Source organism: Ralstonia sp. SA306 (assembly GCF_054792405.1).
Window position 1 is genome coordinate 153,618 of the sequence record NZ_CP096452.1, and the last position, 26,358, is coordinate 179,975.

The 26,358-nt window shown below is 64.8% G+C and carries 23 protein-coding genes; 14 read left to right on the forward strand and 9 right to left on the reverse strand.

Translation table 11 applies throughout. The features are described from left to right. The 6 genes from M1D44_RS17320 to M1D44_RS17345 form a co-directional block, all read right to left on the reverse strand. Complete coding sequence (locus M1D44_RS17320) at positions 1-693, reverse strand: heme-copper oxidase subunit III family protein (protein ID WP_024977948.1); 693 nt, start codon at positions 691-693, stop codon at positions 1-3. Next, a complete protein-coding gene (locus M1D44_RS17325) occupies positions 690-1,298 on the reverse strand; it encodes a cytochrome c oxidase subunit 3 (protein ID WP_112186894.1) in 609 nt (202 codons plus the stop codon). The genes M1D44_RS17320 and M1D44_RS17325 overlap by 4 nt, the downstream gene beginning before the upstream one ends. Beyond that, positions 1,295-3,076 carry a cytochrome c oxidase subunit I gene (gene ctaD / locus M1D44_RS17330; protein ID WP_316853499.1) on the reverse strand — a complete coding sequence of 594 codons (1,782 nt, stop codon included), beginning with the start codon at positions 3,074-3,076 and terminating at the stop codon, positions 1,295-1,297. Before ctaD ends, M1D44_RS17325 begins: the two co-directional genes overlap by 4 nt. Positions 3,077-3,088: 12 nt before the next feature. Then, positions 3,089-4,246 carry a cytochrome c oxidase subunit II gene (locus M1D44_RS17335; protein ID WP_024977945.1) on the reverse strand — a complete coding sequence of 386 codons (1,158 nt, stop codon included), beginning with the start codon at positions 4,244-4,246 and terminating at the stop codon, positions 3,089-3,091. A gap of 231 nt (positions 4,247-4,477) precedes the next feature. Next, the gene (locus tag M1D44_RS17340; protein WP_316683564.1) at positions 4,478-4,990 is read right to left on the reverse strand and encodes a hypothetical protein; all 513 of its coding nucleotides are present in this window, start codon (positions 4,988-4,990) and stop codon (positions 4,478-4,480) included. 97 nt (positions 4,991-5,087) lie between these two features. After that, on the reverse strand, positions 5,088-5,546 hold the full coding sequence (locus M1D44_RS17345) for a DUF3293 domain-containing protein (protein ID WP_316853500.1): 459 nt from the start codon (positions 5,544-5,546) through the stop codon (positions 5,088-5,090). Positions 5,547-5,692: 146 nt separating this feature from the next. Here M1D44_RS17345 and M1D44_RS17350 point away from each other — a divergent pair, with 146 nt between their 5' ends. Both M1D44_RS17350 and M1D44_RS17355 read left to right on the forward strand, forming a co-directional pair. Then, entirely contained in the window at positions 5,693-6,148 is a 456-nt protein-coding gene (locus M1D44_RS17350) for a universal stress protein (protein ID WP_024977942.1), read from the forward strand. Between the two features lie 101 nt (positions 6,149-6,249). Further along, the gene (locus tag M1D44_RS17355; protein ID WP_112186902.1) at positions 6,250-6,948 is read left to right on the forward strand and encodes a YceH family protein; all 699 of its coding nucleotides are present in this window, start codon (positions 6,250-6,252) and stop codon (positions 6,946-6,948) included. A 50-nt stretch (positions 6,949-6,998) separates the two neighbouring features. Here the strand turns inward: M1D44_RS17355 and edd are convergent, their stop codons facing one another. Further along, a complete protein-coding gene (gene edd, locus M1D44_RS17360; RefSeq protein WP_316853501.1) occupies positions 6,999-8,828 on the reverse strand; it encodes a phosphogluconate dehydratase in 1,830 nt (609 codons plus the stop codon). Positions 8,829-9,149: 321 nt separating this feature from the next. On the opposite strand from edd, the gene zwf reads away from it, so the two are divergent. Genes zwf through M1D44_RS17375 form a run of 3 tightly spaced genes read left to right on the forward strand, consistent with a single transcriptional unit; the run spans position 9,150 to position 12,371 of the window. Then, positions 9,150-10,619 carry a glucose-6-phosphate dehydrogenase gene (gene zwf, locus M1D44_RS17365; RefSeq protein ID WP_024977939.1) on the forward strand — a complete coding sequence of 490 codons (1,470 nt, stop codon included), beginning with the start codon at positions 9,150-9,152 and terminating at the stop codon, positions 10,617-10,619. Continuing rightward, the gene (gene pgl, locus M1D44_RS17370) at positions 10,619-11,323 is read left to right on the forward strand and encodes a 6-phosphogluconolactonase (protein WP_024977938.1); all 705 of its coding nucleotides are present in this window, start codon (positions 10,619-10,621) and stop codon (positions 11,321-11,323) included. Before zwf ends, pgl begins: the two co-directional genes overlap by 1 nt. Beyond that, a complete protein-coding gene (locus M1D44_RS17375; RefSeq protein WP_024977937.1) occupies positions 11,304-12,371 on the forward strand; it encodes a glucokinase in 1,068 nt (355 codons plus the stop codon). Before pgl ends, M1D44_RS17375 begins: the two co-directional genes overlap by 20 nt. 13 nt (positions 12,372-12,384) lie before the next feature. Here M1D44_RS17375 and M1D44_RS17380 read toward each other — a convergent pair whose 3' ends face one another. Continuing rightward, positions 12,385-13,218, reverse strand: a complete 834-nt coding sequence (locus M1D44_RS17380) for a MurR/RpiR family transcriptional regulator (protein WP_316853502.1) — start codon at positions 13,216-13,218, stop codon at positions 12,385-12,387. Positions 13,219-13,432: 214 nt separating this feature from the next. On the opposite strand from M1D44_RS17380, the gene M1D44_RS17385 reads away from it, so the two are divergent. The 6 genes from M1D44_RS17385 (at position 13,433) to M1D44_RS17410 (ending at position 23,378) form a co-directional block, all read left to right on the forward strand. Further along, positions 13,433-15,157, forward strand: a complete 1,725-nt coding sequence (locus tag M1D44_RS17385; RefSeq protein ID WP_316853503.1) for a S53 family peptidase — start codon at positions 13,433-13,435, stop codon at positions 15,155-15,157. 95 nt (positions 15,158-15,252) lie between these two features. Next, on the forward strand, positions 15,253-15,987 hold the full coding sequence (locus tag M1D44_RS17390) for a response regulator transcription factor (protein WP_024977934.1): 735 nt from the start codon (positions 15,253-15,255) through the stop codon (positions 15,985-15,987). A gap of 3 nt (positions 15,988-15,990) precedes the next feature. Next, positions 15,991-17,307 carry an ATP-binding protein gene (locus M1D44_RS17395; protein ID WP_316853504.1) on the forward strand — a complete coding sequence of 439 codons (1,317 nt, stop codon included), beginning with the start codon at positions 15,991-15,993 and terminating at the stop codon, positions 17,305-17,307. Positions 17,308-17,454: 147 nt separating this feature from the next. Further along, on the forward strand, positions 17,455-18,936 hold the full coding sequence (locus M1D44_RS17400; RefSeq protein WP_024977932.1) for a DegQ family serine endoprotease: 1,482 nt from the start codon (positions 17,455-17,457) through the stop codon (positions 18,934-18,936). 454 nt (positions 18,937-19,390) lie between these two features. Continuing rightward, positions 19,391-21,172 carry a glycoside hydrolase family 28 protein gene (locus M1D44_RS17405; protein WP_316853505.1) on the forward strand — a complete coding sequence of 594 codons (1,782 nt, stop codon included), beginning with the start codon at positions 19,391-19,393 and terminating at the stop codon, positions 21,170-21,172. A gap of 46 nt (positions 21,173-21,218) precedes the next feature. Next, positions 21,219-23,378: an Ig-like domain-containing protein gene (locus M1D44_RS17410; protein WP_316853506.1), complete on the forward strand. Its 2,160-nt coding sequence runs from the start codon at positions 21,219-21,221 to the stop codon at positions 23,376-23,378. Between the two features lie 68 nt (positions 23,379-23,446). On the opposite strand, the gene M1D44_RS17415 is transcribed toward M1D44_RS17410, so the two are convergent. Beyond that, complete coding sequence (locus M1D44_RS17415) at positions 23,447-24,025, reverse strand: chorismate mutase (protein WP_428984659.1); 579 nt, start codon at positions 24,023-24,025, stop codon at positions 23,447-23,449. Positions 24,026-24,233: 208 nt separating this feature from the next. On the opposite strand from M1D44_RS17415, the gene M1D44_RS17420 reads away from it, so the two are divergent. The 3 genes from M1D44_RS17420 (at position 24,234) to M1D44_RS17430 (ending at position 26,321) form a co-directional block, all read left to right on the forward strand. Continuing rightward, the gene (locus M1D44_RS17420; RefSeq protein WP_024977928.1) at positions 24,234-24,584 is read left to right on the forward strand and encodes a hypothetical protein; all 351 of its coding nucleotides are present in this window, start codon (positions 24,234-24,236) and stop codon (positions 24,582-24,584) included. 72 nt (positions 24,585-24,656) lie between these two features. Continuing rightward, positions 24,657-24,983, forward strand: coding sequence for a hypothetical protein (locus M1D44_RS17425; protein WP_024977927.1), 327 nt, complete (start codon positions 24,657-24,659; stop codon positions 24,981-24,983). A gap of 165 nt (positions 24,984-25,148) precedes the next feature. After that, a complete protein-coding gene (locus M1D44_RS17430; protein ID WP_024977926.1) occupies positions 25,149-26,321 on the forward strand; it encodes a GGDEF domain-containing protein in 1,173 nt (390 codons plus the stop codon). Positions 26,322-26,358: the final 37 nt, after the last annotated feature.

The window sequence follows — 26,358 nt, forward strand, 5'->3', positions numbered from 1 at the left end:
TCACCACAGATAGAACAACGCGAAGATGAACACCCAGACGAGATCGACGAAGTGCCAGTAGAGGCCCGCGATCTCCACGATCTGGAAGTTGCCGTGCTCGGCAAAGCCCGGTTGCCGGATCTTGCGTGCGACCAGCAGCAGGTAGATCACGCCGCAGGTCACGTGAAAGCCGTGGAACCCGGTGATCATGAAAAAGCACGCGCCAAACTGCGCTGCACCCAGAGGGTTGCCCCAGGGGCGCACGCCTTCGAGCACGATCAGCTTGGTCCACTCGAACGCCTGCAAGCTGACGAAGCAGACCCCCAGCAATGCCGTGGCCAGCATGAGCGCGGCGGCACGCTTTGCATTGCGCCGATAACCGAAGTTGACGGCCATGGCCATGGTGCCGCTGCTGCTGATGAGCACGAAGGTCATGATGGCGATCAGCAGCAACGGCACCTCCACGCCACCGATCTTCATGCCGAACACTTCGGCCGTGTCGGGCCACGGCACCGTGGTCGACATGCGCACCGTCATGTAGCCGATCAGGAAACTGCTGAAGACGAAGGTGTCCGACAGCAGGAAGATCCACATCATGGCCTTGCCCCACGGCACCTTGAAGGTTTCGCGGTCGCCCGACCAGTCGTTGACGATGCCGGGCCAGCCCTCGGGCAAGGCGTTGGCCGAGTCGGTGGGAAGCGTGGGGTTGCTCATGGCGTGGCTCCGTACAACGGCCCGCAGATGGCGCTGACGAATGCGGGCGTGATCCACCACATTGCGGCCAGCAGCACGAGCCACACGGCCAGCAGGAAGTGCCAGTACGTCGCGCAGAGGGCAACGGCACGTTGGGTGCGATCAGCGTTCTTGCGCAGCCGCGCGACCGTCACCGCCCAGACGACAAGGCCACCGATGACATGCGCTGCATGCAGGCCGGTGAACACATACAGAAAACTGTTGGATGGGTTGACTGCCACGCCTTGCCCGGTGGCGGACAGCTGCTGCCACGCTGCCCATTGGCCGAAGACGAACAGCGCGGCAAGCACGCCACCCGCCAGCAGCCAGATCGAGCGGCGTGCCTGCGCGCGCCGTGCCAGTTCCATGGCCATGCTCGCCAGCGCCAGCACGCCGGTGTTCCACCACAGCAGCACGGGGTGCGGAACGGGCATCCAATCCGGCTCGCGCATGCGCATGGCATAGGCCAGGATCAGCAGCGAGAACAGCGCCGTCACCACGGCCATGAAGACGCGCAGGCCAATGCGCCCCGCGGGTGGCAATACAGGCGAAGCATCGGGAACAAAGTGGCGGGGCAGGGTCGTCATGTGCGCACCCCGCCGGCGTGAAGGATGTCGGTTCCGGATTCCGTTCCCATGTCGGGTGCACCGGTGGGCGGTTCGTTCTGGGGCACGAAGTCATCCACACGGTCGGGCGGGCTGTACTCGTATGCCCAGCGGTAGACCACCGGCAGCGCGGGCCCCCAATTGCCGTGCACGGGCGGAGTCTGCGGCGTCTGCCATTCGAGCGTCGTTGCCCGCCACGGGTTGGCCTCGGCCTTCCTGCCGCGCACGAGGCTCCATGCCAGGTTGAAGAGGAACAGCAACTGCGCCACGCCCACGATGATGGCGATGACGGTGATGAACGTATTCAGCGTCTGCGCCGAGGGCGGGATGAAGCTGTAGCCCTCATACGCGTAGTACCGCCGTGGCATGCCCAGCACACCCAGGTAGTGCATCGGGAAGTAGATCAGGTACGTGCCGATGAAGGTGATCCAGAAATGCGCGCGGCCCAGCGTGTCGTTCAGCATGCGGCCCGTTACCTTGGGATACCAGTGGTAGAGCCCGCCGAACACGACCAGGATCGGCGACACGCCCATCACCATGTGGAAGTGCGCCACCACGAAGTACGTGTTGGACAGCGGAATGTCCACGCTCACGTTGCCCAGGAACAGCCCCGTCAACCCGCCAATCAGGAACGTGCTGATGAAGCCGATGGCAAACAGCATGGGCACGGTCAGGTGGATGTCGCCACGCCACAGCGTGAGCACCCAGTTGTAGACCTTGAGCGCGGTCGGGATGGCGATGATGAGCGTGGTGGTGGCAAAGAAGAACCCGAAGTACGGGTTCATGCCTGACACGAACATGTGATGCGCCCAGACGACGAAGCTCAAGGCTCCGATGATGACGATGGCCCATACCATCATCTTGTAGCCGAAGATGTTCTTGCGCGCGTGCGTGCTGATGAGGTCCGACACGATGCCGAAGGCGGGCAGCGCCACGATGTACACCTCGGGGTGCCCGAAGAACCAGAACAGGTGCTGGAACAGCAGCGGGCTGCCGCCGCTGTGCTTGAGCTGCTGCCCCATCGATACCACCGCCGGCACGAAGAAGCTGGTGCCCAGCGTCTTGTCGAGCAACATCATGATGGCCGACACGAACAGCGCCGGAAACGCCAGCAACGCCAGGATGGTCGCGATGAAGATGCCCCACACCGTGAGCGGCATGCGCATGAGCGTCATACCGCGCGTGCGCGCCTGCAGCGTGGTGGTCACGTAGTTCAGGCCGCCCATCGTTGCCGCCACGATAAAGATCCCAAGCGACACCAGCATCAGCACGATGCCCCATTCGGTGCCCGGCGTGCCGGGCAGGATCGCCTGCGGCGGATACAAGGTCCAGCCCGCACCGGTGGGCCCGCCCGGTACGAAAAAGCTCGCCACCAGCACCAGCACGGCCAGCAGATACACCCAGTAGCTGAGCATGTTCAGAAACGGAAACACCATGTCGCGCGCGCCCAGCATCAGCGGGATCAGGTAGTTGCCGAAGCCACCGAGGAACAGCGCCGTGAGCAGGTAGATCACCATGATCATTCCGTGCATGGTGACGAACTGGTAGTAGTGGTTGGCGTCGATAAAGGCGAACTTGCCCGGAAAGCCCAGCTGCAGCCGCATCAGGTTCGACAGCACGAGCCCCACCAGCCCGATGGCGATGGCCGTGAGCGAATACTGCACCGCGATGACCTTGTGGTCCTGGCTCCAGACGTAGCGTGTCCAGAAGCTTTGCGGTGCGTGGCCCTGGCCGTGGGGGTCGGTCTGTGCGTAGGACATGGTTTCTCCTCGCTACGGTTTTGCAGCGGTCGCCGCTGCGTCGCCACCTTGCGCCTTGATGTACGCCACCAGCGCTGCGAGTTCCTGCTCGCTCAGGTCGAAGTTCGGCATGATGGGCGCGAAGCCTTTGACCACACGCGCTTTCGGATCGCGGATGAAGGCGCGCAGATAGGCTTCATCGGCCACTGCGGTCGAGCCGTCGGCCATGGTCTGTGTGGAGCCGTACAAGCCCTTCCATGTCGGGCCGACGCCGGGGCTGCCATTCACCGAGTGGCAGGCGACGCAGCCCTTGGCCTGGGCGAGCGTGTGGCCTTGCTCGGCCAATGCCTGTGCACCGCCGCCCGCAGCGCCGGACGCGGCCTGCACCTTCGCCTTCTGGCTCTGCTCAAAGGTGGTCTGCTGTGCGAGCCAGCGTGCAAACGATGCCTCGTCTTCCACGACCACCACACCGCGCATGTTGGAGTGCCCGATACCGCAAAGCTGCGCACACAGGATGTCGTAGCGGCCTGCCTTGGTGGGCGTGAACCAGAAGGTGGTGACCATGCCCGGCACCATGTTCATGCGTGCGCGGAACGGCGGCACATAAAAGTCGTGCAGCACGTCGCGCGAGCGCGCCAGTACCTGGATCGGGCGGTTGATCGGCAGGTGCAGCTCGGGGGTTTCGATCAGGTAGTTGTCGCGTCCGTTCGGGTCAGCCGGGTTCATGCCGAACGGGTTGTTGTTGCTGATGTAGCGCACGTCGGTCGTGCCGAGCTTGCCGCCGGGGCCGGCAAAGCGGAAGCGCCATTGCCACTGCTGGCCGAGCACTTCCATCTGCAGGGCGTTCGCTGGTGGGCGTACGTAATCGGCATAGACGAACAGGCCGGGCGCGAGCAGCGCCGCCACACCCACGCTGGTGACACCGATCAGCCACCATTCCAGTCGTGTGTTGTGCGGCTCGTAGGCGGCGCGTTGGTTGGGTTGGCCATCGCGATGGCGATAGCGCAGGAGCGCCGCGACGACGAAGAGGTTGATGGCGACAAACAGCACGCCGGTGATGACGATGGTGATCGTCAGCGTGTCGTCCATGCGCACCCAGTTGGAGGCGATCGGGGTGATCCACCACGGGCTGGCAAAGTGAAACCCCACCGCCAGCACGACGATCAGCACGAGCGCAATCGCAAGGGCCATGGGCACCTCCGGCGAGGGACTTCCTCAACACGCTAAAGACAGGCTAGGTCGCGCACTCGGATCGTGCAAGGCAACGTAAGGACGAGGCGCACCCCGCGTACGGATCGCGCCAATGCGGCATCTGTGTGCTGCGCCGCAATGCAAAACGGCCGCCTCCGGCATGTGTTGCCAGAGGCGGCCGCCTCCTGAGAGCGCCGCTCAGCTTGCGGCGCCGCAGGAAAAAGGGTCGTGTCAGTGCATTGGTTCCCGCACGCGCCGTTCCAGCATGCCGTAGGTGATGGCCGCCGCCACCCCAAACAGCAGGTTCGCCAGTAGCGGCCCCGAGCCGCGCTCCGACACAAACCACGGAAACACGGCCGTCATGCCGTAGAAGTTCACCACGTACGCCACGATCCCGAAGGCCACGCCGACGGCCGCGAGCATGCCCGGGCTCGAATCGAAGTGGAACGGCGCGATGATGGCGCCAAGAATCATCCCCATGATGGCGCCCAGCACGAAGTGCAGCACGAGAGCCGTCGCCACGATGCTGTAGCTGAACAACGACATCTCTTCCAGTGCGCCCCGGCCCATGACCATAGCGGCGATCTTGTGGGTCGGGCGCCATGGGCTTTCATTGAGCACCATGGTCGACCAGAAGAATTCGAGCACGATGACCAGTGCGCCGCCCACGAGGCCGGCCACGCTGGCGGCGAGCCAGTCGGGCATGCGGCGCTCCCAATGATGCGATTGCATGTGCAGTTCCATACGAACCTCCTGCTGATGTATCTACGCAAGCACTTAGGAATCGGAAGCGCCACTTACGGTGCTGCAAAGCGCTGTGCGCCAAGTGCCTTGTGCAAAATCAGTCTGGCAGATACGGGTGCCAACGCAAGGTACAAAATCCGTGCGCATCGCACAGCACTACGGCGTTCTGCTCGAACGTGAGCATCAGGGTGTCGGCGATGGCCGGGTCTTCGATGAACAGGAGCAGGCTCGGCTCGGGCGACCACGTGTTCGCCGGGGCATCTTCCGGCGGGCCGCCTTCGCCAGAGAGCCAGGGCATGCCGCGCGCGATGGCCCAGGCCAGCAGCTCGGCCTGCCGCGCAGCGTTTTCATCGGCAGACACCGCGCGGGAGAAAGGCTGATGCGCCGTCACGAAGACGGCCCACGGTGAATCGGCTTGCGCGAGCAATGCCGCCATACATGGGTTGATGGCATCGACGCGCAGCAGCACGTCGCCTTGCGGTGCGCTGACGCGATACCGCGCGCTGCGGTAAGCAGCAATCAACTCGGGCGTAGGAGCGGGCGGATGACGGTACATTGTTGCGTCGCATGGTCGCGGCCATCTGATTTGGCGCAACGCAAAAGGGCGTTCGATGTCACAGAATAGCGTGTGGGTGGCCAAAACGCTGCCCCAGCACAGTCAGCACAGTATTCCGACAACCACTCCCCTGCGAGGCTTGAACCATGTACAAGAAGATCCTGGTCGCCATTGATGGCAGCGAAACCAGCAAGCTGGCCCTGGCCGAGGCCGTGCGCCTGGCCAAGGCATTCCAAAGCACCGTCCGTGCCGTCTATATCGTCGACAGCCCCGCCATGTTGTTCGACGTTGGCTATTACGACCCGACCGAGCTGCGCAAGTCGTTCATCCAGGCCGGCACCGCGCTGCTGGCCGACACCGCCGCAACGCTCACCTCTGCCGGTTTGCAGCAGGAAACGGTGCTGGTGGAAACGCAGAACGTGGGTGAGGATGTGGCCGCCGCTCTGCAGGGCGAAGCGGTGCGCAGTGGCGCCGATGTGGTCGTGATCGGCACGCACGGCCGCCGTGGGCTGGCGCATGCGATGCTGGGCAGCGTGGCCGAGAAGTTCATCCGCCAGGCGACCACGCCTGTGTTGCTGGTGCGCGGCCCGGCCAAGGGCTGAGTTTCGCTGTCGTTGCGCAGGCAGGGCCTCCTGCCTGCGGGTGCCGGATATGATGTTGGGATTCGATTTGCCCCAACCAGCGTATCCGTCGCCGCCCCATCATGAATATCAATCCCGACGCTGTGCAGCGTCGTGCCATCCGTACCCTCACCGCACTTGAAGGACGCGTGCTTGGCGTTCTGGTCGAAAAGCAGCACACGGTACCCGACACTTATCCGCTGACGCTCAATGCGCTGGCGGCCGGCTGCAATCAGAAAACCGCGCGTGCGCCGGTCATGTCCGTCACCGAAGCCGAGATCCTCACGGCCATCGACGGGCTGAAATCGATGAGCCTGGTCATGGAGGGCAGCAGCAGCCGCGTGCCGCGGTTCGAGCACAACATGAACCGCGTGCTCGGTGTGCCGAGCCAATCCATCGCGTTGCTTACCGTGCTGCTGCTGCGCGGTCCGCAGACCGCAGCCGAGCTGCGACTGAACGCCGCGCGGTTCCACGCCTTTGCCGATATTTCATCCGTTGAAGCGTTTCTGGATGAACTGGCCGAGAACGATCCACCCTATGTCGTCAAACTGCAACGTATGCCGGGGGAGCGTGAAAGCCGTTGGATGCACCTGCTCTGCGGTGAAGTTGCGCAAGCCGACATCCGTCAGGGCGACGGCGTTGACGAGTCCATCGCACCGTCTGAGTTTGAAGCGCTGAAGGCGGAGCAGAAGCAGTTGGCCGACAAGGTGGCCAGGCTTCAGGCGCTCGTCGAACAGATGGCGGGTGAGCTGGGTATCTCGATCGACAAGTCGATGCTGTAGAAGCAACCGGCCCCGGTATCGACCTCGGGGCCGGTTAGTTTGCCTTCAGCTTATGCGCCCGCCGATACGAACAACGTGCAGGCGCCTTCTTCCGCCGTGGACACATTGCGGCGGAAACCCGAGAAGAGGTCTCGCCCCACGCCTGCGTGGTAATGCGACAGATCGGGCGTGCTGACCTGGCGCGCATTCCACTCATCTTCCGACACGCGCACCGAGAGCGTGCCCGCTTCGGCATCCAGCACGACGATGTCGCCATCGCGCACGCGCGCCAGCGGCCCGCCGTTGAGCGCTTCCGGCGTGATGTGAATGGCAGCCGGCACCTTGCCTGACGCGCCTGACATGCGGCCGTCCGTCACCAGCGCGACCTTGAAGCCGCGCTCCTGCAGCACCGACAGTGTGGGCGTGAGCTTGTGCAGCTCGGGCATGCCGTTGGCGGCCGGGCCCTGATACGGCAGCACGGCCACGAAATCGCGCTCCAGTTCGCCGGCCTTGAATGCATTGATCAGATCGTCCTGCGCGAGGAACACGCGCGCTGGCGCTTCCACAAAACGATGCTCCGGCTTGACCGCCGACACCTTGATGACCGAGCGCCCGATGTTGCCGTCCAGCACGCGCAGGCCACCGTCCGGCGAGAACGGCTCGGCCACGCCGCGCACGATGTTGGTATCGAGCGAGGCCGCGGCACCATCGCGCCACACGAGTTCGTCTCCGTCCAGGAAGGGCTCTTGCGAATGACGGCGCAGGCCCTTGCCCATGATCGTCGTCACGTCGTCGTGCAGGAGGCCCGCATCGATCAGCTCGCGAATCACGATGGAGAGGCCACCCGCCGCCTGGAATTCGTTCACGTCGGCCTTGCCGTTCGGGTAGACACGCGCCAGCAGCGGAATCACGCCCGACAGATCGTTGAAGTCATCCCACGTGAGCAGGATGCCGGCCGCGCGCGCCATCGCAATCAGGTGCAGCGTGTGGTTGGTCGAGCCGCCCGTGGCCAGCAGGCCGACGATGCCGTTGACGAAGGCGCGCTCATTCAGCACGTCGGCAATGGGGGTGTACTGGTCGCCGCTGAAGACGAGCTTGAGCGCCTGGCGCGCCGATTCACGCGTGAGCGCCTCGCGCAGCGGCGTGTTTGGGTTGATGAAGGCGGTGCCCGGCAGGTGCAGGCCCATCACTTCCATCAGCATCTGGTTGGAGTTGGCCGTGCCGTAGAACGTGCAGGTGCCGGCGCCGTGGTACGACTTGGATTCGGCTTCCAGCAGGTCGGCGCGCGAGAGCTTGCCCTCGGCGTAAAGCTGCCGCGTGCGGGCTTTTTCATCATTGCTGATGCCGGTGGTCATCGGGCCGGCCGGCACGAACACGGCGGGCAGGTGGCCGAACGACAACGCACCGATCACCAGCCCCGGCACGATCTTGTCGCACACGCCCAGGTACAGCGCCGCGTCGAACATCTGGTGCGACAACGCCACGGCCGTCGACAAGGCAATCGTGTCGCGCGAGAACAGCGACAGCTCCATCCCATCCTGCCCCTGCGTGACGCCATCGCACATGGCCGGCACGCCGCCGGCAAACTGTGCGGTGCCGCCGGCATCCAGCGCGGCCTGCTTGAGCCATGCGGGAAACGCCTCCAGCGGCTGATGCGCAGAGAGCATGTCGTTGTACGCCGAGACAATGCCGAGGTTCGGCCGTTCCAGCGCTTTCAGGCGGATCTTCGCTTCGCCCGGCATGGCCGCAAAACCGTGGGCGAGGTTCGTACACGAAAGCAGCGTACGCTCGACCTTGCGGCCGGCGTTCTTGCGGGTGACGTCCAGATAGGCCTGACGGGGGCCGCGGCTGCGGTCGATGATGCGCTGGGTGACGGCGGCCAAAGTGCGGTGCAGGGCCATGCGGGTTCTCCTGGGGGGTAGGTCCGGGCAGGACGGAATGCTGTAATTTTCCTACAAATGCGCCGGATGTGGTGCAGGGTTTTCCACAGGTATCGCATCCGATGCAGCGCCGATAACACGGTCGAGCACGCGAATTGCGTGCCAGAAGACGCGCCGGAGCCAGTGCCCTGTGGCAAAAGTCTCGCTGGAAACGCTTGCCGGGGCAGTTTCACGAACGCCTTGCTCGCGATGTAGTAATACTACAAAATGAGCTTAAAACGCGTGTTGTCTTGCTAGTCAGCTAGGCTAGCCTAATCGATGGCTCACACACAGGAGATGACGATGTCGGTGCCCGCATTCGACATGGTGTTGTTCGGCGGTACGGGCGATCTTGCCCGCCGCAAGCTGATTCCGGCCTTGTTCGATGCGCATCAGGGCGGCGAACTGCACCCGCGCGGGCGGATCTTCGCCATCGGCACGCAGCCGCTGGAGACAGCCGGCTACCTTGCCCTGCTGGAGCGTGAAACGCGCCCGACCATGCGCCTGTATTCCGGCGCGCCCGTTTCCGACGACGCCTGGGCCTCGTTTGCCGAGCGCATCGTCTACCAGCAGGTCGACGCCCGCAAACCCGAACAGTTCGATGGACTGGCCGCCGCGCTGGGCGAGGACCGCGCGCCAGTGACCGTGTGCTATCTGGCCACGGCGCCTGGCTTCTTCATCGATATCTGCAAGCAGCTCGCCCGTGTCGGGCTGAATACGCCGAATGTGCGGCTGGTGCTGGAAAAGCCGCTGGGCACCGATCTCGCGTCGAACGAGCGCATCAACTCCGCCGTGGCCGAGTTCTTTGCCGAAGACCAGATCTACCGGATCGACCACTACCTCGGGAAAGAATCCGTCCAGAACCTGATGGCGATCCGCTTCGGCAACGCGCTGTTCGAGCCGCTGTGGCGCCGCGAGTGGATCAAGGACGTGCAGATCACCATTGCCGAGCAGCTTGGCGTGGAAAAGCGCGGCGATTTCTACGACGGTGTCGGCGCGCTGCGCGACATGGTGCAGAACCACCTGCTGCAACTGCTGTGTATCGTCGCCATGGAGCCGCCGTCGAGCCTGTCGCAAGACGCCATCCGTGACGAGAAGCTGAAGATTCTCAAGGCGCTCAAGCCGATCCCGCTGCAAGAGGTGCCCGAGAAGACCGTGCGCGGCCAGTATCTCGAAGGCGCCATTGCGGGGCAGCCGGTGCAGGGCTATCTGCATGAGCAGGGCATTCCGCCGGACAGCCGTACCGAAACGTTCGTCTCGATCAAGGCTGAGATTGCCAACTGGCGCTGGGCTGGCGTGCCGTTCTACCTGCGCACCGGCAAGCGCATGCCGCAGCGCCTGGCGGAGATCGTGGTGCGTTTTCACGATGTGCCGCACGCGCTGTTTCCCAAGCCGCTGATCCAGTTCCCGGAAAACCGTCTCGTCATCCGCCTGCAGCCGGAAGAGAGCATCCGCCTGCAGTTCCTGACCAAGACGCCGGGCGCGGCGCTCGGCCTGCAGCCGTCCACGCTGGACCTGGACTTTACCGACCACGGCGGCGTGCGCCATGCCGGCGCCTATGAGCGTTTGCTGATGGACGCCGTCAATGGCAAGCTGGGCCTGTTCGTGCGCCGCGATGAACAGGCCGAAGCCTGGCGCTGGGTCGAGCCGATCATTGAAGCGTGGAACGAAGCACGCATTCCGCCCAAGGGCTACACCGCGGGTAGCTGGGGCCCGGCGGCATCGAGCGCGCTGCTCTCGCGCGACAACGCTGCCTGGCACGAGGAGATGTAATGGCGATGCGCTGGCACGCAGTTCCGGACGCCACCGCGCAGGTCCAGGCGTTGGCCCAGTCCATTGCGAGCACGCTCACGCATGTGATTGCCGAGCAGGGCAGCGTGTGCCTTGCCGTGTCGGGCGGGCGTTCGCCCATCGCGCTGTTTTCCGCGCTGCGCGTGTTGCCGCTGCGCTGGGCTGATGTGTCGATCACGCTGGTCGACGAGCGTGCCGTGCCGCCCGAGCACGCCGACAGCAACGCGCGCCTCGTCCGCGAGCACCTGTTGCAGGATGCCGCGGCTGCGGCGCGCTTTTTTCCGCTGGTGTTGCCACCGCACGTGCATGGTGAATCGGTTGACGTGGATGCATGCGTGGCGACTGCCAATGATCCGTTTCAGCAACCCGACGTAGTGATTCTCGGCATGGGCGACGACGGGCATACCGCATCGTTGTTTCCCGACGCGCCCGAATTGAACGAGGGCCTCGATCGCACGCAGGCGCCGGCCTATCTGCCGGTGCGTCCGGGCACAGCGCCGCATCGGCGTATCAGCCTGAATCTGTCTGCGCTGTGTGCGGCGCGGCGGTTGTTCCTTTCGATCTCCGGGCCGGTCAAGCGCGGTGTGTTCGACGATGCCGCGCGAGGCGCGGCACAGCGTGCGCTGCCGGTGAGCTACGTCATTCATCAGCGGGAGGTACCGCTCGATGTCTATTGGACTACATGAGGTGAACGCGGGCACTGGGGCCGACCAATTGGCCGATATGCTGGCCTACCCGCGGCTGGTGGCCGACGTTGGCGGCACCAACGTGCGCTTTGCGCTGGAGATGGCGCCGATGCGCCTGGCCCACATCGGTGTGCTGGCCGGCGATGACTACCCGTCGCTCGAAGCGGCCATGCGCGCGTACCTGGCATCGTTGCCGCCGGAAATCGCAACCGCTGGCGTGCGCCATGCGGCCATCGGCATCGCCAATCCGGTGCTGGGCGACCAGATTCGCATGACCAACCGCGATTGGGCGTTCTCGATCGAGGCAATGCGCCAGTCGCTGGGCTTCGACACCTTTGTCGTGCTCAACGACTTTGCCGCGCTGGCGCACGCATTGCCCTATCTGCCCGCAGATGAGCTGGAACAGGTGGGCGGCGGTGCCAGCCTGGCCGATGCACCGCGGGCGCTGCTCGGTGCCGGCACGGGCCTGGGCGTTGCATCGCTGCTGCCGACGCAGGAGGGCCGCTACATCGCCGTGGCCGGCGAGGGCGGCCATGTCGCCTTCCCGCCGATGAACGACGAGGAAGCCGTCATCTGGCGCTTCGCGCGCGAGCGCTTCGGCCATGTGTCGGCCGAGCGGCTGATCTCCGGCATGGGCCTGGAGCTGATCTACGAGGCGCTGGGTGCGTGCTTCGACCTCTGGCAGCAAGGCCCCACCCTCCGCCGCGCGGCCGACATCACCGCCATCGCACTTGGCGAGATGGAAGACGCCGCCGGCGACCATGCGCGCTGCCGCTATGCCGTCGATACGTTCTGCGCGTTTCTCGGCACCATCGCGGCCAACCTGGCGGTCACGCTGGGTGCGCGCGGCGGCGTGTACATCGGCGGGGGCATCGTCCCGCGTCTGGGGCCGGCGTTTGCCAACTCACCGTTCCGGCGCCGCTTTGAAGACAAGGGCCGCTTCTCGACCTATGTGGCGTCGATGCCGGTGTATGTGATTCATTCTCCGTACCCGGGGCTGATCGGCCTTTGCGCTGCCATGGACCACGCGGTGGCCCAGGGACACTGACGCAGCTTTCGCGTTACTCAGGTTGATCGGCGTGATGGAGTGCGCTGCCCTTGCGCAGCGCCACTTCCAGCACCAGCGCATCGAGCAGCGCCAGGTGCAAGATGCGCGCGACCATCGAACGGTCGGCCACAGTATCGTCAACGCCAGCGGGCAGCACGACATCGGCGAGTGCCGCGAGCGGGCTGCCGGGCGCTGTCACGGCAATCACGCGCACGCCCAGTTCGCGCACACGCTCCACCGCTGTCTGCAGTTCGGGCAGGGCACCCGATTTGGAAATGGCGATCACCACGTCGCCTGCCTGCAGCACGTTCAGCGACATCGACACGAGATACGGATCGCTATACGCATTCGCAGGAATGCCGTAGCGGAAGAATTTCGTCTGTGCATCGAGCGCCACCACGCCCGAGCTGCCGAAGCCGTAGAGATCGATGCGGTGGGCGTTGTCGACCAGCGCCACCGCCGCATCGAGCGTGCCCGGGTCGAAGCGGTCCTGCAGCGTGGTGAGCGAATCGATGGCGTTCTGCAGGACGCGCATGCCCGAGGGGGACGCGATGCGCGCCGGCGCGGTATCGCGGGCCACGTTGCCTTGCGCCAGCCGCAGCTTGAAATCCGACAGGCCATGGCAGCCCATCGAGCGGCAGAAGCGGATCACGGTCGGCTGGCTGACACCGGCCTCACGCGCGATGGCCGCCACCGGCAGGCTCAGCACTGTACCGGGCTGGCGCAACACCCAGTCCGCCACCTGGCGTTCGGCCGGCGAGAGCGACGGGCGCGCCATGCGAATGCGCTCGCGCAGGTCGGTCGGTGAATCAGGGGTGGCGGGGGAAGTGGTTTGCTGGGCGCTCATCTGGGCGCGGGTTCGAATCGCGGATCGCATCACGATAAAGGCAAGCGCTGCCTTGCGCAACCGCCCGGCGAGGGGTGCTAGATGCAGCGCGCTCCGGATGCAACTGACTGTTTTCGCACTGTTGCGAGGGCAACGCGTTGGATACGGTGAACGACGCCCACGTCGTCACAAGCGGCGTGGTCCTGCAACGTCGTACTCCTCAAAAGGACATCCGATGCTCCGTACTGCTCTCCCCACGCAGCAACTTTCTACTTTGTGCCGTCAACTGGCTTGTGCATGGCCGCTGGTGCTCGCGGCCGGGCCGCTGCATGCCGCCACCGACTGGGTCGACACCCACACCAAGGCCTTCGTCACCGGCCCGCAACTCATGGCGCGCGGCGCCGCCAACGAGGTCGCGCCCGGCCAGACCACTGATGTACTGATCAGTCTCAAGCTGCGCAATGAGGCCAGCCTTAAGGCGCTCGCGCACGATGTCAACGACCCGAGCAGCTCACACTACCGCAAGTACCTGACCAGCGAGCAGTTCCTGGCCAACCACGCGCCCACGCAGGCACAGGTGGATGCCGTGGTGCGCTATCTGCGGCAGAACGGCTTTATCGATATCGACGTTGCGCCCAACCGGCTGTTGGTGTCGGCGCGCGGTACGGCCGGCACGGTCAAGGCGGCGTTCAACACGCCGCTGGTGCATTACCAGCTTGCCGGCCGCAGCGGGTTTGCGAACAGCAGCAAGGCCCAGGTGCCGCGCGCGCTGGGCGGCATCGTTGGCTCGGTGCTGGGCCTGCAGAACGTGGCGCGTGCGCGTCCGCTGCTGCGTGTGGGGGATGTGGCGGAAGCGCGCACGTTGGCTGCTGGCACCGCGACGGGCCACTATCCGAAGGAATTCCCAGAGCTGTACGGTGCGACCGGCGTTCCGACGGCGGCGGGCACGACCGTGGGCGTCATCACCATCGGCGGCGTATCGCAAACGCTGCGTGACCTGCGTACGTTCACGAGCAACAACGGCTACGCCGCGGTGTCCACCACCACGATCAAGACCAACGGCAGCAGCGGCAACTACACCGATGATCAGGAAGGCCAGGGCGAATGGAACCTCGACAGCCAGTCCATCGTAGGTGCGGCTGGTGGCGCGGTCGGCAAGCTGGCCTTCTACATGGCCGACCTGAACGCGCCGGGCAACACGGGCTTGACCAAGGCTTTCAACAAGGCAGTGACCGACAACACCGCCAAGGTCATCAACGTGTCGCTCGGCTGGTGCGAGAACGATGCCAGCGCCGACGGCACGCTCGACGCCGAAGAGGCCATCTTCACAACTGCCGCCGCGCAGGGGCAGACGTTCTCCGTGTCTTCGGGCGACGAGGGCGTCTACGAGTGCAACAATCGCGGCTATCCGGACGGCGCCAACTACAGCGTGTCGTGGCCGGCATCGTCACCGCACGTGCTCGCCATTGGCGGCACCACGCTCTATACGAACGGTTCCAGCTTCGCTAGCGAGACCGTGTGGAACGAAGGCCTGGACGGCAACGGCAAGCTGTGGGCCACCGGCGGCGGCATCAGCCAGATCCTGCCGGCGCCAAGTTGGCAGGGCGGCAATGCGCGCCTATTGCCCGATGTGTCGTTCGACGCAGCACAGAGCACCGGCGCCTACATCTACAACTACGGGCAACTGCAACAGATTGGCGGCACGAGCCTGGCATCGCCCATCTTTGTCGGCTTCTGGGCACGGTTGCTGGCGGCGAACGGCAACCTGGGCTTTCCGGCGGCGCGCCTGTACAGCGCCATTCAGGCCAACGCGTCGCTGCTGCGGTATGACGTGGTCTCGGGCAACAACGGCTACCAGGGCTACGGTTACAGCGCCGCTACGGGTTGGGACTACCCGACGGGTTGGGGCAGCCTGAACATCGGCGCGTTGAATCAACTGATCAAATCGGGCGGGTTCTGATGCGGGGGTGAAACTGCGGGCGGCTCTGCACAAAGTGCGGGCCGCCCGCGCAGCAGTTCTACAATGAGCCCTCCCCGGCTAATTTTTGATTCGCCATGCGCGTACTGCTCGTAGAAGACGACGACATGATCGGCGACAGCGTGCGCAAGGGTTTGCGCCACGACGGTTTCGCCATCGATTGGGTGCGTGACGGCGAGGCAGCCGTGCACGCCATCACGGCGCCTGGCGCCGCCGGCGCAGAGTCCGGCGCCACCATGTTCGACCTCATGCTGCTCGACCTCGGCCTGCCCAAGCGCGACGGGCTGGATGTGGTGCGCGAACTGCGCCAGCGCGGCATCGCCATCCCCATCCTGATCCTGACCGCGCGCGATGCGGTGGCCGACCGCGTGGCCGGTCTCAATGCCGGCGCAGACGATTACCTCGTCAAGCCCTTCGACCTCCAGGAGCTGGCGGCACGCATGCACGCGCTGCTGCGCAGACAAGGCGGCCGCGCCGATCCGCTCATGCGCCACGGCGAGGTGCTGCTCAACCCCGTCACCCGCGAGGTGCTGCGCGCGGGTGTGCCGGTCAAACTGTCGGGCCGCGAGTTTGCGGTGCTGCATGCGCTGCTTGCGCGGCCGGGCAAGGTGTGGTCGATCGCCCAGTTGCAAGACAACCTCTACGGCTGGGATGAAGAGGTGGGCAGCAACACGGTCGAGGTCTACATTCACGCGTTGCGCAAGAAGCTTGGTAGCCATTTCATCCAGAACATCCGCGGCGTGGGGTATGTGATTCCGCGTGAGGCGTCGACGTCGCCTGCGGAACCTGCCGCTGGCGACGCGCACCAATAAGCCATGCAATCGATCCGTAAAACCCTGCTGTGGTGGCTGGCCGGCGGCCTGCTGGCGGGCATCGTCATCGCCACCGGTCTGATCTACGCGCAGGCGCGCCAGGAAGCCAACGCGCTGTTCGACTACCAGATGCAGCAGGTGGCCGCCGCGCTGCCGAGCCAGTGGATCGACCCGCCGCCGCCGGCGCTCGCCGGCATTGCGCGTGACGATGACGTCGTGATCCGCATCTGGGACGGCACTGGCCGCAGCCTGTATCTCTCGCACGCGCGGCCCGATCTGCCGGACCAGGCGGAGCTCGGCTTTTCCGACGCGAATACGCCGGAGGGCCCGTGGCGCATCTACAGCGTCGCGTTCGGGCCCGCCGTGGTGCAGATCGCGCAGCCATATAGCGCGCGGCACGAGGTGGCGGCGCGCATGGCGCTGCGTACGGTCGCACCGTTGCTGATCCTGCTGCCGCTGCTGGGATGGATCGTGTGGCTGGCGGTCGGGCGTGGGCTGGCGCCGCTGGGCTCGGTGGCCAAGCAGGTGCAGGCGCGCGATGCGGCAGCGCTGTCGCCGTTGCCCACGCAGGGTTTGCCTGACGAGATCCGCCCGCTGACACAAGCATTGAACGATCTGCTTGCGCGGCTCGGCACCGCACTTGCGCACCAGCGCGCGTTCGTTGCCGATGCCGCACACGCGCTGCGTACGCCGCTGGCCGCCCTCAAGCTGCAGTTGCAAGTGGCCGACCGCGCTGAGAACGAAGACGAACGCCGCGCCGCGCATGCCGATCTGCATCGCGGTGTCGAACGCATGATCCGTCTCGTTGGCCAGTTGCTGACGCTCGCGCGGCAGGAGCCGGGCGCGGCCGATACGCAACGCGCATCCGTTGCGCTAGACGCCGTGGCGGCCGACGTGCTTGCCGAGTTGTCACCGGCGGCAGTGCACAAGGGCATTGATTTGGGGGTCGCGGTGGAGTCGCAGCCGGCATCGGTCATCGGCAATGCTGATGCGCTGCGCGTGCTGCTGGTCAACCTTGTCGACAACGCGCTGAACTACTGCCCGCGCGGTGCGCGCGTCGATGTATCAACCGAACACACGCCCGACGGTGGCGCGCAGCTGGTGGTGGAAGACAACGGCCCTGGCATCCCTGCGGAGGAACGCGAACGCGTGCTCGATCGCTTTTATCGGCCTGCTCAGGCACCCACGGGCGGTAGCGGCCTCGGCCTCGCCATCGTGCGCGAGATCGCCCAGGCGCACGACGCAACCCTGGCGCTGGAAGCGCGCGAGGGTGGCGGCCTGCGCGTGGTGCTGCGCTTTCCATTCAAGGCCAATGCGTAGAAACATTTTGTTTCGTGTGATGTGCGCGTGCGCCTTGCACCTTTAAGTCTCGTTTAAGTCTGCCCGCCTACGATGCCTTCAACCGATGGGCACGACAGGCGACTCCGCAGGCCGTGACCCTCGTGCTAAGCAAGAGAGGACACGACAATGACGCGTCAAACCCTGGCACGCAGTGCGGCTGGCCTGGCCGCAGTGGTCGCCGTTGCAGGCGGCTATGCCTATCTGCAGAAAGACATGATTTCGCGTGCGGTAGCGGCGCCCGTGGCCACTGCGACGGCAACAACCGCGCCTGCTCCCGGTGCAGCTCCGGTGGCTGTGGCGGCGCCAATGGACTTCTCAGGCATCGTCGATCGCTACGGCCCGGCGGTGGTCAACATCAGCACCACCGCGCACGCGCAGCGCACCAGCATGCAGGGCTTGCCGCCCGGCATGAGCCCGGATGATCCGTTCTCCGAATTCTTCAAGCGGTTCATGCCGCAGATGCCGCAGCAGCGCGGCGACCAGATCGTGCGCGGTCTGGGCTCCGGCTTCATCGTCTCGGCCGATGGCCTGATCCTGACCAACGCCCACGTGGTGGATGGCGCGCAGGAGGTCAACGTCAAGCTGACGGACCGCCGCGAGTTCAAGGCCAAGGTGCTCGGCGTCGACAAGCAATCCGACGTGGCAGTGCTGCGCATCTCCGCCAAGAACCTGCCGATCGTGCAGATTGGCAGCCCAGCCAATACCAAGGTGGGTGAGCCCGTGCTGGCCATCGGTTCGCCGTACGGTTTCGAGAACACCGTCACGGCGGGCATCGTGAGCGCCAAGTCGCGCTCGCTGCCGGACGATACCTATGTGCCGTTCATCCAGACCGATGTGGCCGTGAACCCCGGCAACTCGGGCGGCCCGCTGTTCAATCAGCGCGGCGAGGTGATCGGCATCAATTCGCAGATCTACAGCCAGACCGGTGGCTACCAGGGCTTGTCGTTTGCCGTGCCGATTGATGTGGCGATGAAGGTGGAGCAGCAGCTTGTGTCGACGGGCAAGGTCACGCGCGGCCGCCTGGGCATTGCGGTGCAGGAGGTCGACCAGTCGCTGGCCGATTCCTTCAAGCTGCCCAAGCCCGAAGGCGCATTGGTCAACTCGGTGGAAGACGGCGGCCCCGCAGCCAAGGCCGGCCTGCAACCTGGCGACGTGATCCTGCAGATTGGCGGTGCACGGATCGACCGGTCGGGCGATCTGCCCGAGCAGGTGGCCGACATCAAGCCGGGCTCCACCGTGCCGCTGCAGATCATCCGCCAGGGCAAGCCGACCACACTGACTGTGACCGTCGGTGCCGCCAAGGACGCCAAGGTGGCATCCAGTGAAAAGGCCGCGCCGGACCAAGGCCGCCTGGGCCTGGCGGTGCGACCGCTGCAGCCGGAAGAGAAGCGCCAGAACGGCCTGCCTGGCGGCCTGGTGGTGATGGACGTGACCGGCCCGGCGGCCAAGGTTGGCATCCAACCCGGCGACGTGATCCTGTCGCTCAACGGCACACCGGTGTCGTCGGTGCAGGAGTTGCGCACGCTGGTGGATCGCGCCGGCAAGCATGTCGCCCTGCTCGTACAGCGTGACGATACGAAGATCTTCGTGCCTGTGGATCTGGGTTGACGTAAATCTCGGCGCTGCATCTTCTCGCATAGCCGGTCCCCTGGGGCCGGCTTTTTTTTGTTACCGTCTTGCCGGCCTTACGGCTCTGCCGGGAAAACCCTGCCTTGACTTCTAATATATCAATTAATAGATTTTGATATATCAGAAACTGGCTGACCGGGGACATGCCTGCTCGCAAAGACGCAGTCCTCCGGTAGACGCCAAAACAAGAAAGCAGAGAGGAGACGCATGGAACACCCCCGCCACCGGCGGTGGGCGCCAACTCGCGCCCATACGCTTTTCGCGCCTTCACGACGCACGTTACGGCGCAATACCGGCGCGTGCTGATCCGCCCATTCGGCGCTCGTATTCCCACGTGCGCCCGCCTTCGCCAAACGCGTGCTGGTCCGCCTGCGAGCGGCTCGCATGCGCGCTGAATTCACACCCATACGAAGAAAACGAGGAGAACAACACGATGACCCATTCAAGAGCGGTGCGGCCAGCGCGTGCCTGCATCGGCCTGATCTGCCTATCTGTCAGCCTTGCGTTGACCGGCTGCGGGGGCGGTGATGGCAGCAGCAGCGACATCGCCAGCAGCGGTGGTGGTGTCGCGACCAGCCCTGGAACCGGCCCTGGAGTCGGCACCGGTACATCTACGACAACTTCCACTGCGCTCTGGCCGGCCACGGCGCTTTCTGATCCGGCCGTGCAAGGCAAGGAGCCGTCGCTACCCACTACGGTGTGTGCGACCTTGAGCGCGAGCTTGACCAAGAACAGCAAGGGGCTGCTCGACGCGTCGGTGGATGCGCCGCCGGCCAACTCTGAGCCCGACACCGCCAACATTCAGGCGGCCGTCAACGGTTGTCCTGCCGGGCAGGCAGTGAAGCTCGTCAAGGGAAGCCAAGGCCAAAACGCATTCCTCAGTGGCCCAATCGTCTTGACGGGGTCCGTCACGCTGTGGGTCGACGCGGGGGTGACGCTGTTCGCCTCGCGTAAGCCGTCTGACTACCAGATCAGCGGCAAGAACAATTGCGGCGAAACCGCCAGCAGCGACAACGGCTGCAACGCGCTCATCACCACGACGCCCAATGGCAACGGTGTGGTCGGCGACGGCGTGATCGACGGCCGCGGCGGCGAGGTGCTCACCTCCGGCCTGTATGCCAACAAGCTCACGTGGTGGGATGTCGGCGCGCTGACCAAAACCATGAGCAACGCCAGCCAGAACAACCCGCGCCTGATCCAGGTGAATGGCGGCAGCAACTTCAGCCTCTATCGGATTACGTTGCAGAACGCGCCGAAGTTCCACGTTGTCACGAGCGGCGTCAGCGGCGTGACCGCCTGGGGCACCAAGATCCTGACGCCCTCGCTCGAATACTCCGTGGCAGGCTACCAATGCGCAGCCAACACGATGCCGGTCGTCTCAGGTTCGCCCAATACCACCACGCCCAGCACCTGCTTTACGCCTGCCACCGTCAAAAACACAGACGGCATCGACCCGGGCCAATCGCAGAACGTGCTCATTGCGTTCAACCACATCAGCAATGGCGACGACGGCATCGCCATCAAGTCGCACGCCAGCACCACGGGCCCCGTTTCCAACGTGCAGATCCTGCACAACCGCTTCTATTTCACGCACGGCATGTCGCTCGGCAGCGAAACAGACAGCGGCATGAACGGCATCACGATCCGCGACCTGACCATCGACGGCTTCGACATGGGCGCCACCAGCGGCTTTCGCATCAAGACCGACGATAGCCGTGGCGGTGAAGTCAAGAATGTGACGGTTGACGGTGTGTGCGCACGGCGTCTGCAACAGCCGATCGTGATGGACCCGTACTACGGCGACGCTTCGGGCTCGGCCAAGGCGCTCTACCCGAACCTTCACGACATCACGGTGCGCAATTTCCGCTACCTGGATGTGGCCGGCTCCGTCTATGACGGCGCCAACGCGGCCTTGTTGCTGCGCGGCTACCAGTCGCAGAGCCAGTTCAACTATCTCTACAACGTCGTCTTCGACAACGTGGTCTTTGATTCTCTGCCGGGTTGGGCAACGACCAAGCTGACGAATCCCGTGCCGTCCTATGCGGAGTTGACGATGGGTTCGGGGCCGGTGTCGTTTGCCAGCCTGCTGCTCGCGGGCCAGGACATCAACCACGTCCATATCTTCGATAACCGGACGGCAACGCCGGCGCCCTATGACTGCACGAGCGCGTTCGTGGACTTCCCCGCAGTGAATGCGCCGATGTCGATTCACTGAGCGCAACTGCGTCACGCTCATACCAAAAGAAGAAGAGGAGACAACAATGACAAGAATGTTCCAGCACGCAGTTGTGGTTGCAGCCCTGCCAGCACTGCTGTTGGCGGGCTGCGGCGGAGATGGTGGCACCGACACTGCCAGCAGCACCACCGGCGGAAGCGGCGGCTCGGCTGCAACGGCCAACCTCGCTTCTGTGAATGTGTCCGAGACCGCCAGCCAGACGAGCGCCGCCGTTGGCGATCGTGTGATCTGGACGATCACCGCCGTGAACAATGGAAGCGGCGCTACCGGGGATACCGTTTCGCTGGTGGCCACCGTGCCCGGCAACGTCGGCGGTATCGCGGTGAACGCGCAGGGTGCAACATGCGGCCCGGCGGTCAGCACGCTCACGTGCACGATTCCTGCGGGGCTCGCAGCCGGAGCCGCCGCGACCGTCACCCTGACGGCTACGGCCACAGCCGCCGGTAGCCTCACCAGTTCTGTCTCGACGTCCGGCGAAGGGGTGTCGGGCTGCGCGGCTCAGGGCAGTTGCAGTACGTCAGTGACTGTCGCGGCGGCTTCCAGCGGATCGGGGTCTTCCGGTGGTTCGTCGTCAGGCTCGACGAACGCGGTCGGGTTGGTTCCCGCCAATGGAGAAACCGCCGCCTATGTCGACACACGGCTGCAACTCAGCTTTGACGCCACACCCACCTTGGGCGCAACCGGCTTGGTCAAGGTCTTCAATGCCACGACGGGCGTGCAGGTCGACCAGATCGATATCAGCGGAGCGCCGGTCACCGCCGGCGGCGAAACGCAGACCTACATGCCGGCCGCCAACACCGAGATCGACACGCTGGGCAACAACACCGGGCTGACCCAGTGGCGGTATGTGTACTACACGCCGGTCACGATTTCCGGCAACACGGCCACCATCCGCCTGCATGACAACATGCTCAGCAACGGCACCAAGTACTACGTCACCGTCGACAACGGTGTATTGGCCGGCAAGATGAACGGTACCCCCTTTGCGGGCATCACCTCGCCTACGGCGTGGACCTTCACGACCAAGGCCGCCCCGGCATCCCAGACGGCCGTGACCGTCGCCAGCACCGGCACGGCGGACTTCCGCACCGTACAGGGTGCGCTCGACTGGATCATGCGCAACAGCAGCGCGAACGCGTCTGCCAGCAAGACGATCACGATCCAGGATGGCAGCTACAACGAGCAGCTGTTCCTGCGCAACGTGAATAACCTGACGATCTCGGGCCAGAGCCAGGCGGGCACCATCGTCTACCAGGACAACTCGGAGTCTTACAACCCGGGCACCGGCGGCAGCAAGACAGCACCGGCCACAACGCTCACGACGGAAGGCAGCGGCACCCGGCGCGCCCTGGGGGGCGGCCGCTCCGTCCTTCTGGTGGAGGGCTCCGACCTGCTCAAGCTCACCAACTTCACGTTGCAGAACTCGCACGTCAGACAGTCGAACTTCAACAACCAGGCCGAGGCGCTTTACTACAACACCTCAACCCTGACCGCCAGCCGCATGGTGGCAAGTTTCATGAACTTCCTGAGCGCGCAGGATACGATCCAGACCAAGGGCTGGGTCTGGTACTACAAGTCCTACATTGCGGGAAACGTCGACTTCATCTGGGGCTCGCCCTATGCGGCACTGTTCGAGCAGAGCGAGCTGCATACGACGTTTGACCCGATTGCAGGCTCGGGCGGCAGCTATAGCGCCAACGCCATCATCCAGGCCCGTGCGGCCACGGGTTACCCGGGCTTCGTGGTGCTCAACAGCGCGTTGACCGCGGATGTCACGGTGCCTGCGGGGACCACCTATCTCGCACGATCCCTGACCGGTGCCACCCAGGCCGCGAACAGCTACTGCACCCAGCAATACACGGGCACCGGCAGTTTCGGCAATGCTCAACTGTATTGCGACACAGTTGCGTACATCAGCACGAAGATGGGCACACACATCGCAAGCGGCGGCTGGGAAGATCCGAACACCAACGGCGCCATGGCACCGTACCCCGGAACACCAACCGCCACCGCAGGGTGGCGCGAATGGCTCAGCATGGACGCGGCCGGCAATGCGTTGAGCATGTCGGGTCGCGATACCCAATATGCCACCAGCGCCATTGATTTGAGCGGGCTCAACACCACCGCCAAGGTGTTCGCCAGCTTCAAGGATGGCAACGGCGCGAGCTGGACGCCCACGCCCTGATTTCCCTAACAAGCGTGACGGATGCTGCGGCGCGTGCCCTTTCAGGACCGCGCCGTTTTTTCATGGGATCAGCGGGGGCTGCAGAGCCTTGCCGTTGCACGGTCCAGTGCAATCCGATGCAGGGTGTCGAGCGATTTCTCATGCACGACACGGCCGATGTCGTTTGCTACCTGCACCGGGCAATCCGCCTGGCCGCGTGCGGGGGCAGCGTCGCGCAGTGCTTGCAGGATGGATTTCTGTAGCCCGTCCAGCTTGGGGCGGATCACATCCGGCAGGCTCTGCCGTTGCGCGGTGGGCGCAGCCCCGGCCCGGCGCCAGTCGTTCAGCAGGGCGTATTGCACCTCCTTGTTCGCCTCGATCTGGTCTGTGAAGACGTTGCTCACGTCTGCCGCCGCCAAGCCGTAGGCGGGCGCCTGCGCCGAGGCATTGGCGATGACCTTGTCCTCGCGCGCCGGGTCGTAGACCGACTGGCCGCTGTCCCATTTGCTCAGCGCAACCTGGTCAGCGGTGACCAGCCGATCGGCCACATGGCGGAGTAGCGGCACGAAGGCGCCTTCCTGGGCGTGGGCCTGGGTGGCGAAGCTTGCCGCCAACAACAGGGTGCAGGCGATTCGGGGTGTCATCAACGTGTTAAGGGCGTTCTTCATGCTAGGTACCGGTCGATTGCCGCGTGTCATGAAACTGGGAACGGCCATCATACCGAAGCGCTGATCGGACGACGTGCGCAACGTTGTTCCGATGCCCGCCGTTAGGCCGTTTGCACGTGCTGTCTGCCATAAACCCAGGTATCATGCGGGCTGCGCGCCGTGTTTGTCTGCAAAGCCTGCGGCGGCGCGGCTAGCTGAGCATACGACGATGGATTTCTACCCCGATCTGGAAGGTTTGCCGCTGTTTGCCAAACCCGCTTTCGGCTGGGAGGAACCAGCGTCGGCATCACCAGCCGAAACGTCCCCCACCAAACCCCGCCGCTTGCGCCGATGGCGCGGCCCGATCACGCATTGGGAACGCGGCTACCGCTCCCACTACTACCGTGACAAGCGCGGCAAGAAGCTCGGTGAAATCCACCTGAGTCCGCGCGGTCAGGCGCCGCTGCTTTACCGCTGGCTGGCCGGCACGCTCTCGGGCATCGAGGGGTCGCTCACGCACGCGCGCATGCGGGTGGAAGAGGCGATCGGGTTTGGGATGCGGCAGATGGCGCTGTTCTGAGCCACCCGCCCGGCGTGCCGCTGGGCACGGCCGATGCGTCAACTTTGGGTTCACCACGACGAGGAGAACCCCATGCCAACCATCGTCCGCATCTTCACAGACCATGCTGCTGCTGAGGCAGCCCGCCAAGCCGTGCTCAACACCGGCCTCACGCTGGAGCGCGTCGCGCTGTCGCACCAGGGCGACGAGGCAGGTGCCTTGTGCGGCAACTTCCTCTGCGGCGACTACGAGCCCGGCGGCGAAAACGCCGAGACCTACGAACGCAAATTCCAGAATGTCGTGATCGGCGGGCGCTTTCTGCTGACCATCGACGCCGAGCCCGCACAGGTGGACGCCGCCGAAGCTGCGTTGCAGCCCGCCGGCGGACATGCGGTAGACGATCTCGGGCCGAAGGCCTGACCTTGCGCGGCGGTTCCTTCATGCAAGGGTTGTCATCACACGATGGAAGCCACCGGCTGCGTTGATTTGCGGCTTTCGGCCCAGGTTGTGCCCCACCACCCGGTGATGTCCGCAATGCGCCGCTTTTCGTAGAATCCCCGCCACAGAAGACTTGCGGGAGTGCTCATGCTGGATCCAGGCGTCGCCATTGCCACGTCGGCGCTGATGAGCTTTGTGCTCCTGGGGCTGCTGGGTTCGTTGCTGCGCGCCGGCAAGGCCGGCATTGCCGAATGGTTTGGTGCCAATCTGGCTGTGGTGCTGGCGTTGCCATTGATCCTGCTGCGCGGGAAGATTCCTGACAGCCTCTCGGTGGTTGTGGCCAATGTCTTGTTGGCGCTGGGTGGTGCTGCCTACTACGCGGGCTGTGCGCGGTTTCTCGGCCGCCGGCCACAGTGGCCGGTCCTGCTGGCGGGCGTGGCGGCGGTGGGGGTGGCAGTCATCTATTGGCGCTACGCCGTCGACAGCATCCCCATGCGGGTGTTTTCGACCACGCTGTTTTCCGCCGCATTCTGCACGGCACTGGCGTGGATGCTGGTGCGCCATTCGCCCGCTGGTCGACCGACCTATCCGTATCGGGTCACGGCCATCATTGCGCTCGTGTTCGGCGCCTGTCAGCTCGTACGCGGTGTCTATTTCCTGACGCTGGGTGCGGCTTCCAGCCCGAGCATGTTTGCCAGCGCCGGCAGCGTGCTGCTGCTCGTGGTGGCGGCGGCGATCATGCCCATCCTGTCGATGTCGGCCATGCTGATGGTGCATGATGCGCTGCTGGCCGACGCGCGCGATGCGGCCAACCGCGATTTCCTGACCGGAGCGCTGTCGCGCCAGGGCTTTGAGGCGCTGGCGCGCCGCCATGTCGGCCGTGTGCAGCGACACGCCAAGCCGCTCGCATTACTGATTCTCGATCTGGATCACTTCAAGCGCATCAACGACAGCCTCGGTCATGCCGCCGGTGATGCGGTGCTGCGCGCGTTCGTGCAGATGGCGCATGTGCAACTGCGGCCGACCGACGTGCTCGGGCGCATCGGTGGCGAAGAGTTTGCGCTGCTGCTGCCTGACACTGACAGCGGCAACGCCATGCATCTCGCAGACCGCTTGCGCAAAGCTGCCGCCGCGCAAGTTGTCATGGCTGGTGCGCAGCCGTGCCGCTACAGCATCAGCGGTGGCGTGGCGGCGTGGCAACCCGGCGAATCGTTCGACCGGCTGAGCGCACGCGCAGACCGCGCGCTGTACGACGCCAAGCATCAGGGGCGCAACCGGATTTGCGCTGCCGATGCTGGCAACGTCGTTACGGTGGCGTAGCGCTGCGCAAGGCAATGGCAATTCGTGCGGCGTAACA

What these genes read in the sequence shown, in the direction of transcription:
- M1D44_RS17320 (WP_024977948.1), bottom strand. Translation starts at nt 693, where the DNA reads ATGAGCAACCCCACGCTTCCCACCGACTCGGCCAACGCCTTGCCCGAG.
- M1D44_RS17325 (WP_112186894.1), bottom strand. Translation starts at nt 1,298, where the DNA reads ATGACGACCCTGCCCCGCCACTTTGTTCCCGATGCTTCGCCTGTATTG.
- ctaD (WP_316853499.1), bottom strand. Translation starts at nt 3,076, where the DNA reads ATGTCCTACGCACAGACCGACCCCCACGGCCAGGGCCACGCACCGCAA.
- M1D44_RS17335 (WP_024977945.1), bottom strand. Translation starts at nt 4,246, where the DNA reads ATGGCCCTTGCGATTGCGCTCGTGCTGATCGTCGTGCTGGCGGTGGGG.
- M1D44_RS17340 (WP_316683564.1), bottom strand. Translation starts at nt 4,990, where the DNA reads ATGGAACTGCACATGCAATCGCATCATTGGGAGCGCCGCATGCCCGAC.
- M1D44_RS17345 (WP_316853500.1), bottom strand. Translation starts at nt 5,546, where the DNA reads ATGTACCGTCATCCGCCCGCTCCTACGCCCGAGTTGATTGCTGCTTAC.
- M1D44_RS17350 (WP_024977942.1), top strand. Translation starts at nt 5,693, where the DNA reads ATGTACAAGAAGATCCTGGTCGCCATTGATGGCAGCGAAACCAGCAAG.
- M1D44_RS17355 (WP_112186902.1), top strand. Translation starts at nt 6,250, where the DNA reads ATGAATATCAATCCCGACGCTGTGCAGCGTCGTGCCATCCGTACCCTC.
- edd (WP_316853501.1), bottom strand. Translation starts at nt 8,828, where the DNA reads ATGGCCCTGCACCGCACTTTGGCCGCCGTCACCCAGCGCATCATCGAC.
- zwf (WP_024977939.1), top strand. Translation starts at nt 9,150, where the DNA reads ATGTCGGTGCCCGCATTCGACATGGTGTTGTTCGGCGGTACGGGCGAT.
- pgl (WP_024977938.1), top strand. Translation starts at nt 10,619, where the DNA reads ATGGCGATGCGCTGGCACGCAGTTCCGGACGCCACCGCGCAGGTCCAG.
- M1D44_RS17375 (WP_024977937.1), top strand. Translation starts at nt 11,304, where the DNA reads ATGTCTATTGGACTACATGAGGTGAACGCGGGCACTGGGGCCGACCAA.
- M1D44_RS17380 (WP_316853502.1), bottom strand. Translation starts at nt 13,218, where the DNA reads ATGAGCGCCCAGCAAACCACTTCCCCCGCCACCCCTGATTCACCGACC.
- M1D44_RS17385 (WP_316853503.1), top strand. Translation starts at nt 13,433, where the DNA reads ATGCTCCGTACTGCTCTCCCCACGCAGCAACTTTCTACTTTGTGCCGT.
- M1D44_RS17390 (WP_024977934.1), top strand. Translation starts at nt 15,253, where the DNA reads ATGCGCGTACTGCTCGTAGAAGACGACGACATGATCGGCGACAGCGTG.
- M1D44_RS17395 (WP_316853504.1), top strand. Translation starts at nt 15,991, where the DNA reads ATGCAATCGATCCGTAAAACCCTGCTGTGGTGGCTGGCCGGCGGCCTG.
- M1D44_RS17400 (WP_024977932.1), top strand. Translation starts at nt 17,455, where the DNA reads ATGACGCGTCAAACCCTGGCACGCAGTGCGGCTGGCCTGGCCGCAGTG.
- M1D44_RS17405 (WP_316853505.1), top strand. Translation starts at nt 19,391, where the DNA reads ATGACCCATTCAAGAGCGGTGCGGCCAGCGCGTGCCTGCATCGGCCTG.
- M1D44_RS17410 (WP_316853506.1), top strand. Translation starts at nt 21,219, where the DNA reads ATGACAAGAATGTTCCAGCACGCAGTTGTGGTTGCAGCCCTGCCAGCA.
- M1D44_RS17415 (WP_428984659.1), bottom strand. Translation starts at nt 24,025, where the DNA reads ATGAAGAACGCCCTTAACACGTTGATGACACCCCGAATCGCCTGCACC.
- M1D44_RS17420 (WP_024977928.1), top strand. Translation starts at nt 24,234, where the DNA reads ATGGATTTCTACCCCGATCTGGAAGGTTTGCCGCTGTTTGCCAAACCC.
- M1D44_RS17425 (WP_024977927.1), top strand. Translation starts at nt 24,657, where the DNA reads ATGCCAACCATCGTCCGCATCTTCACAGACCATGCTGCTGCTGAGGCA.
- M1D44_RS17430 (WP_024977926.1), top strand. Translation starts at nt 25,149, where the DNA reads ATGCTGGATCCAGGCGTCGCCATTGCCACGTCGGCGCTGATGAGCTTT.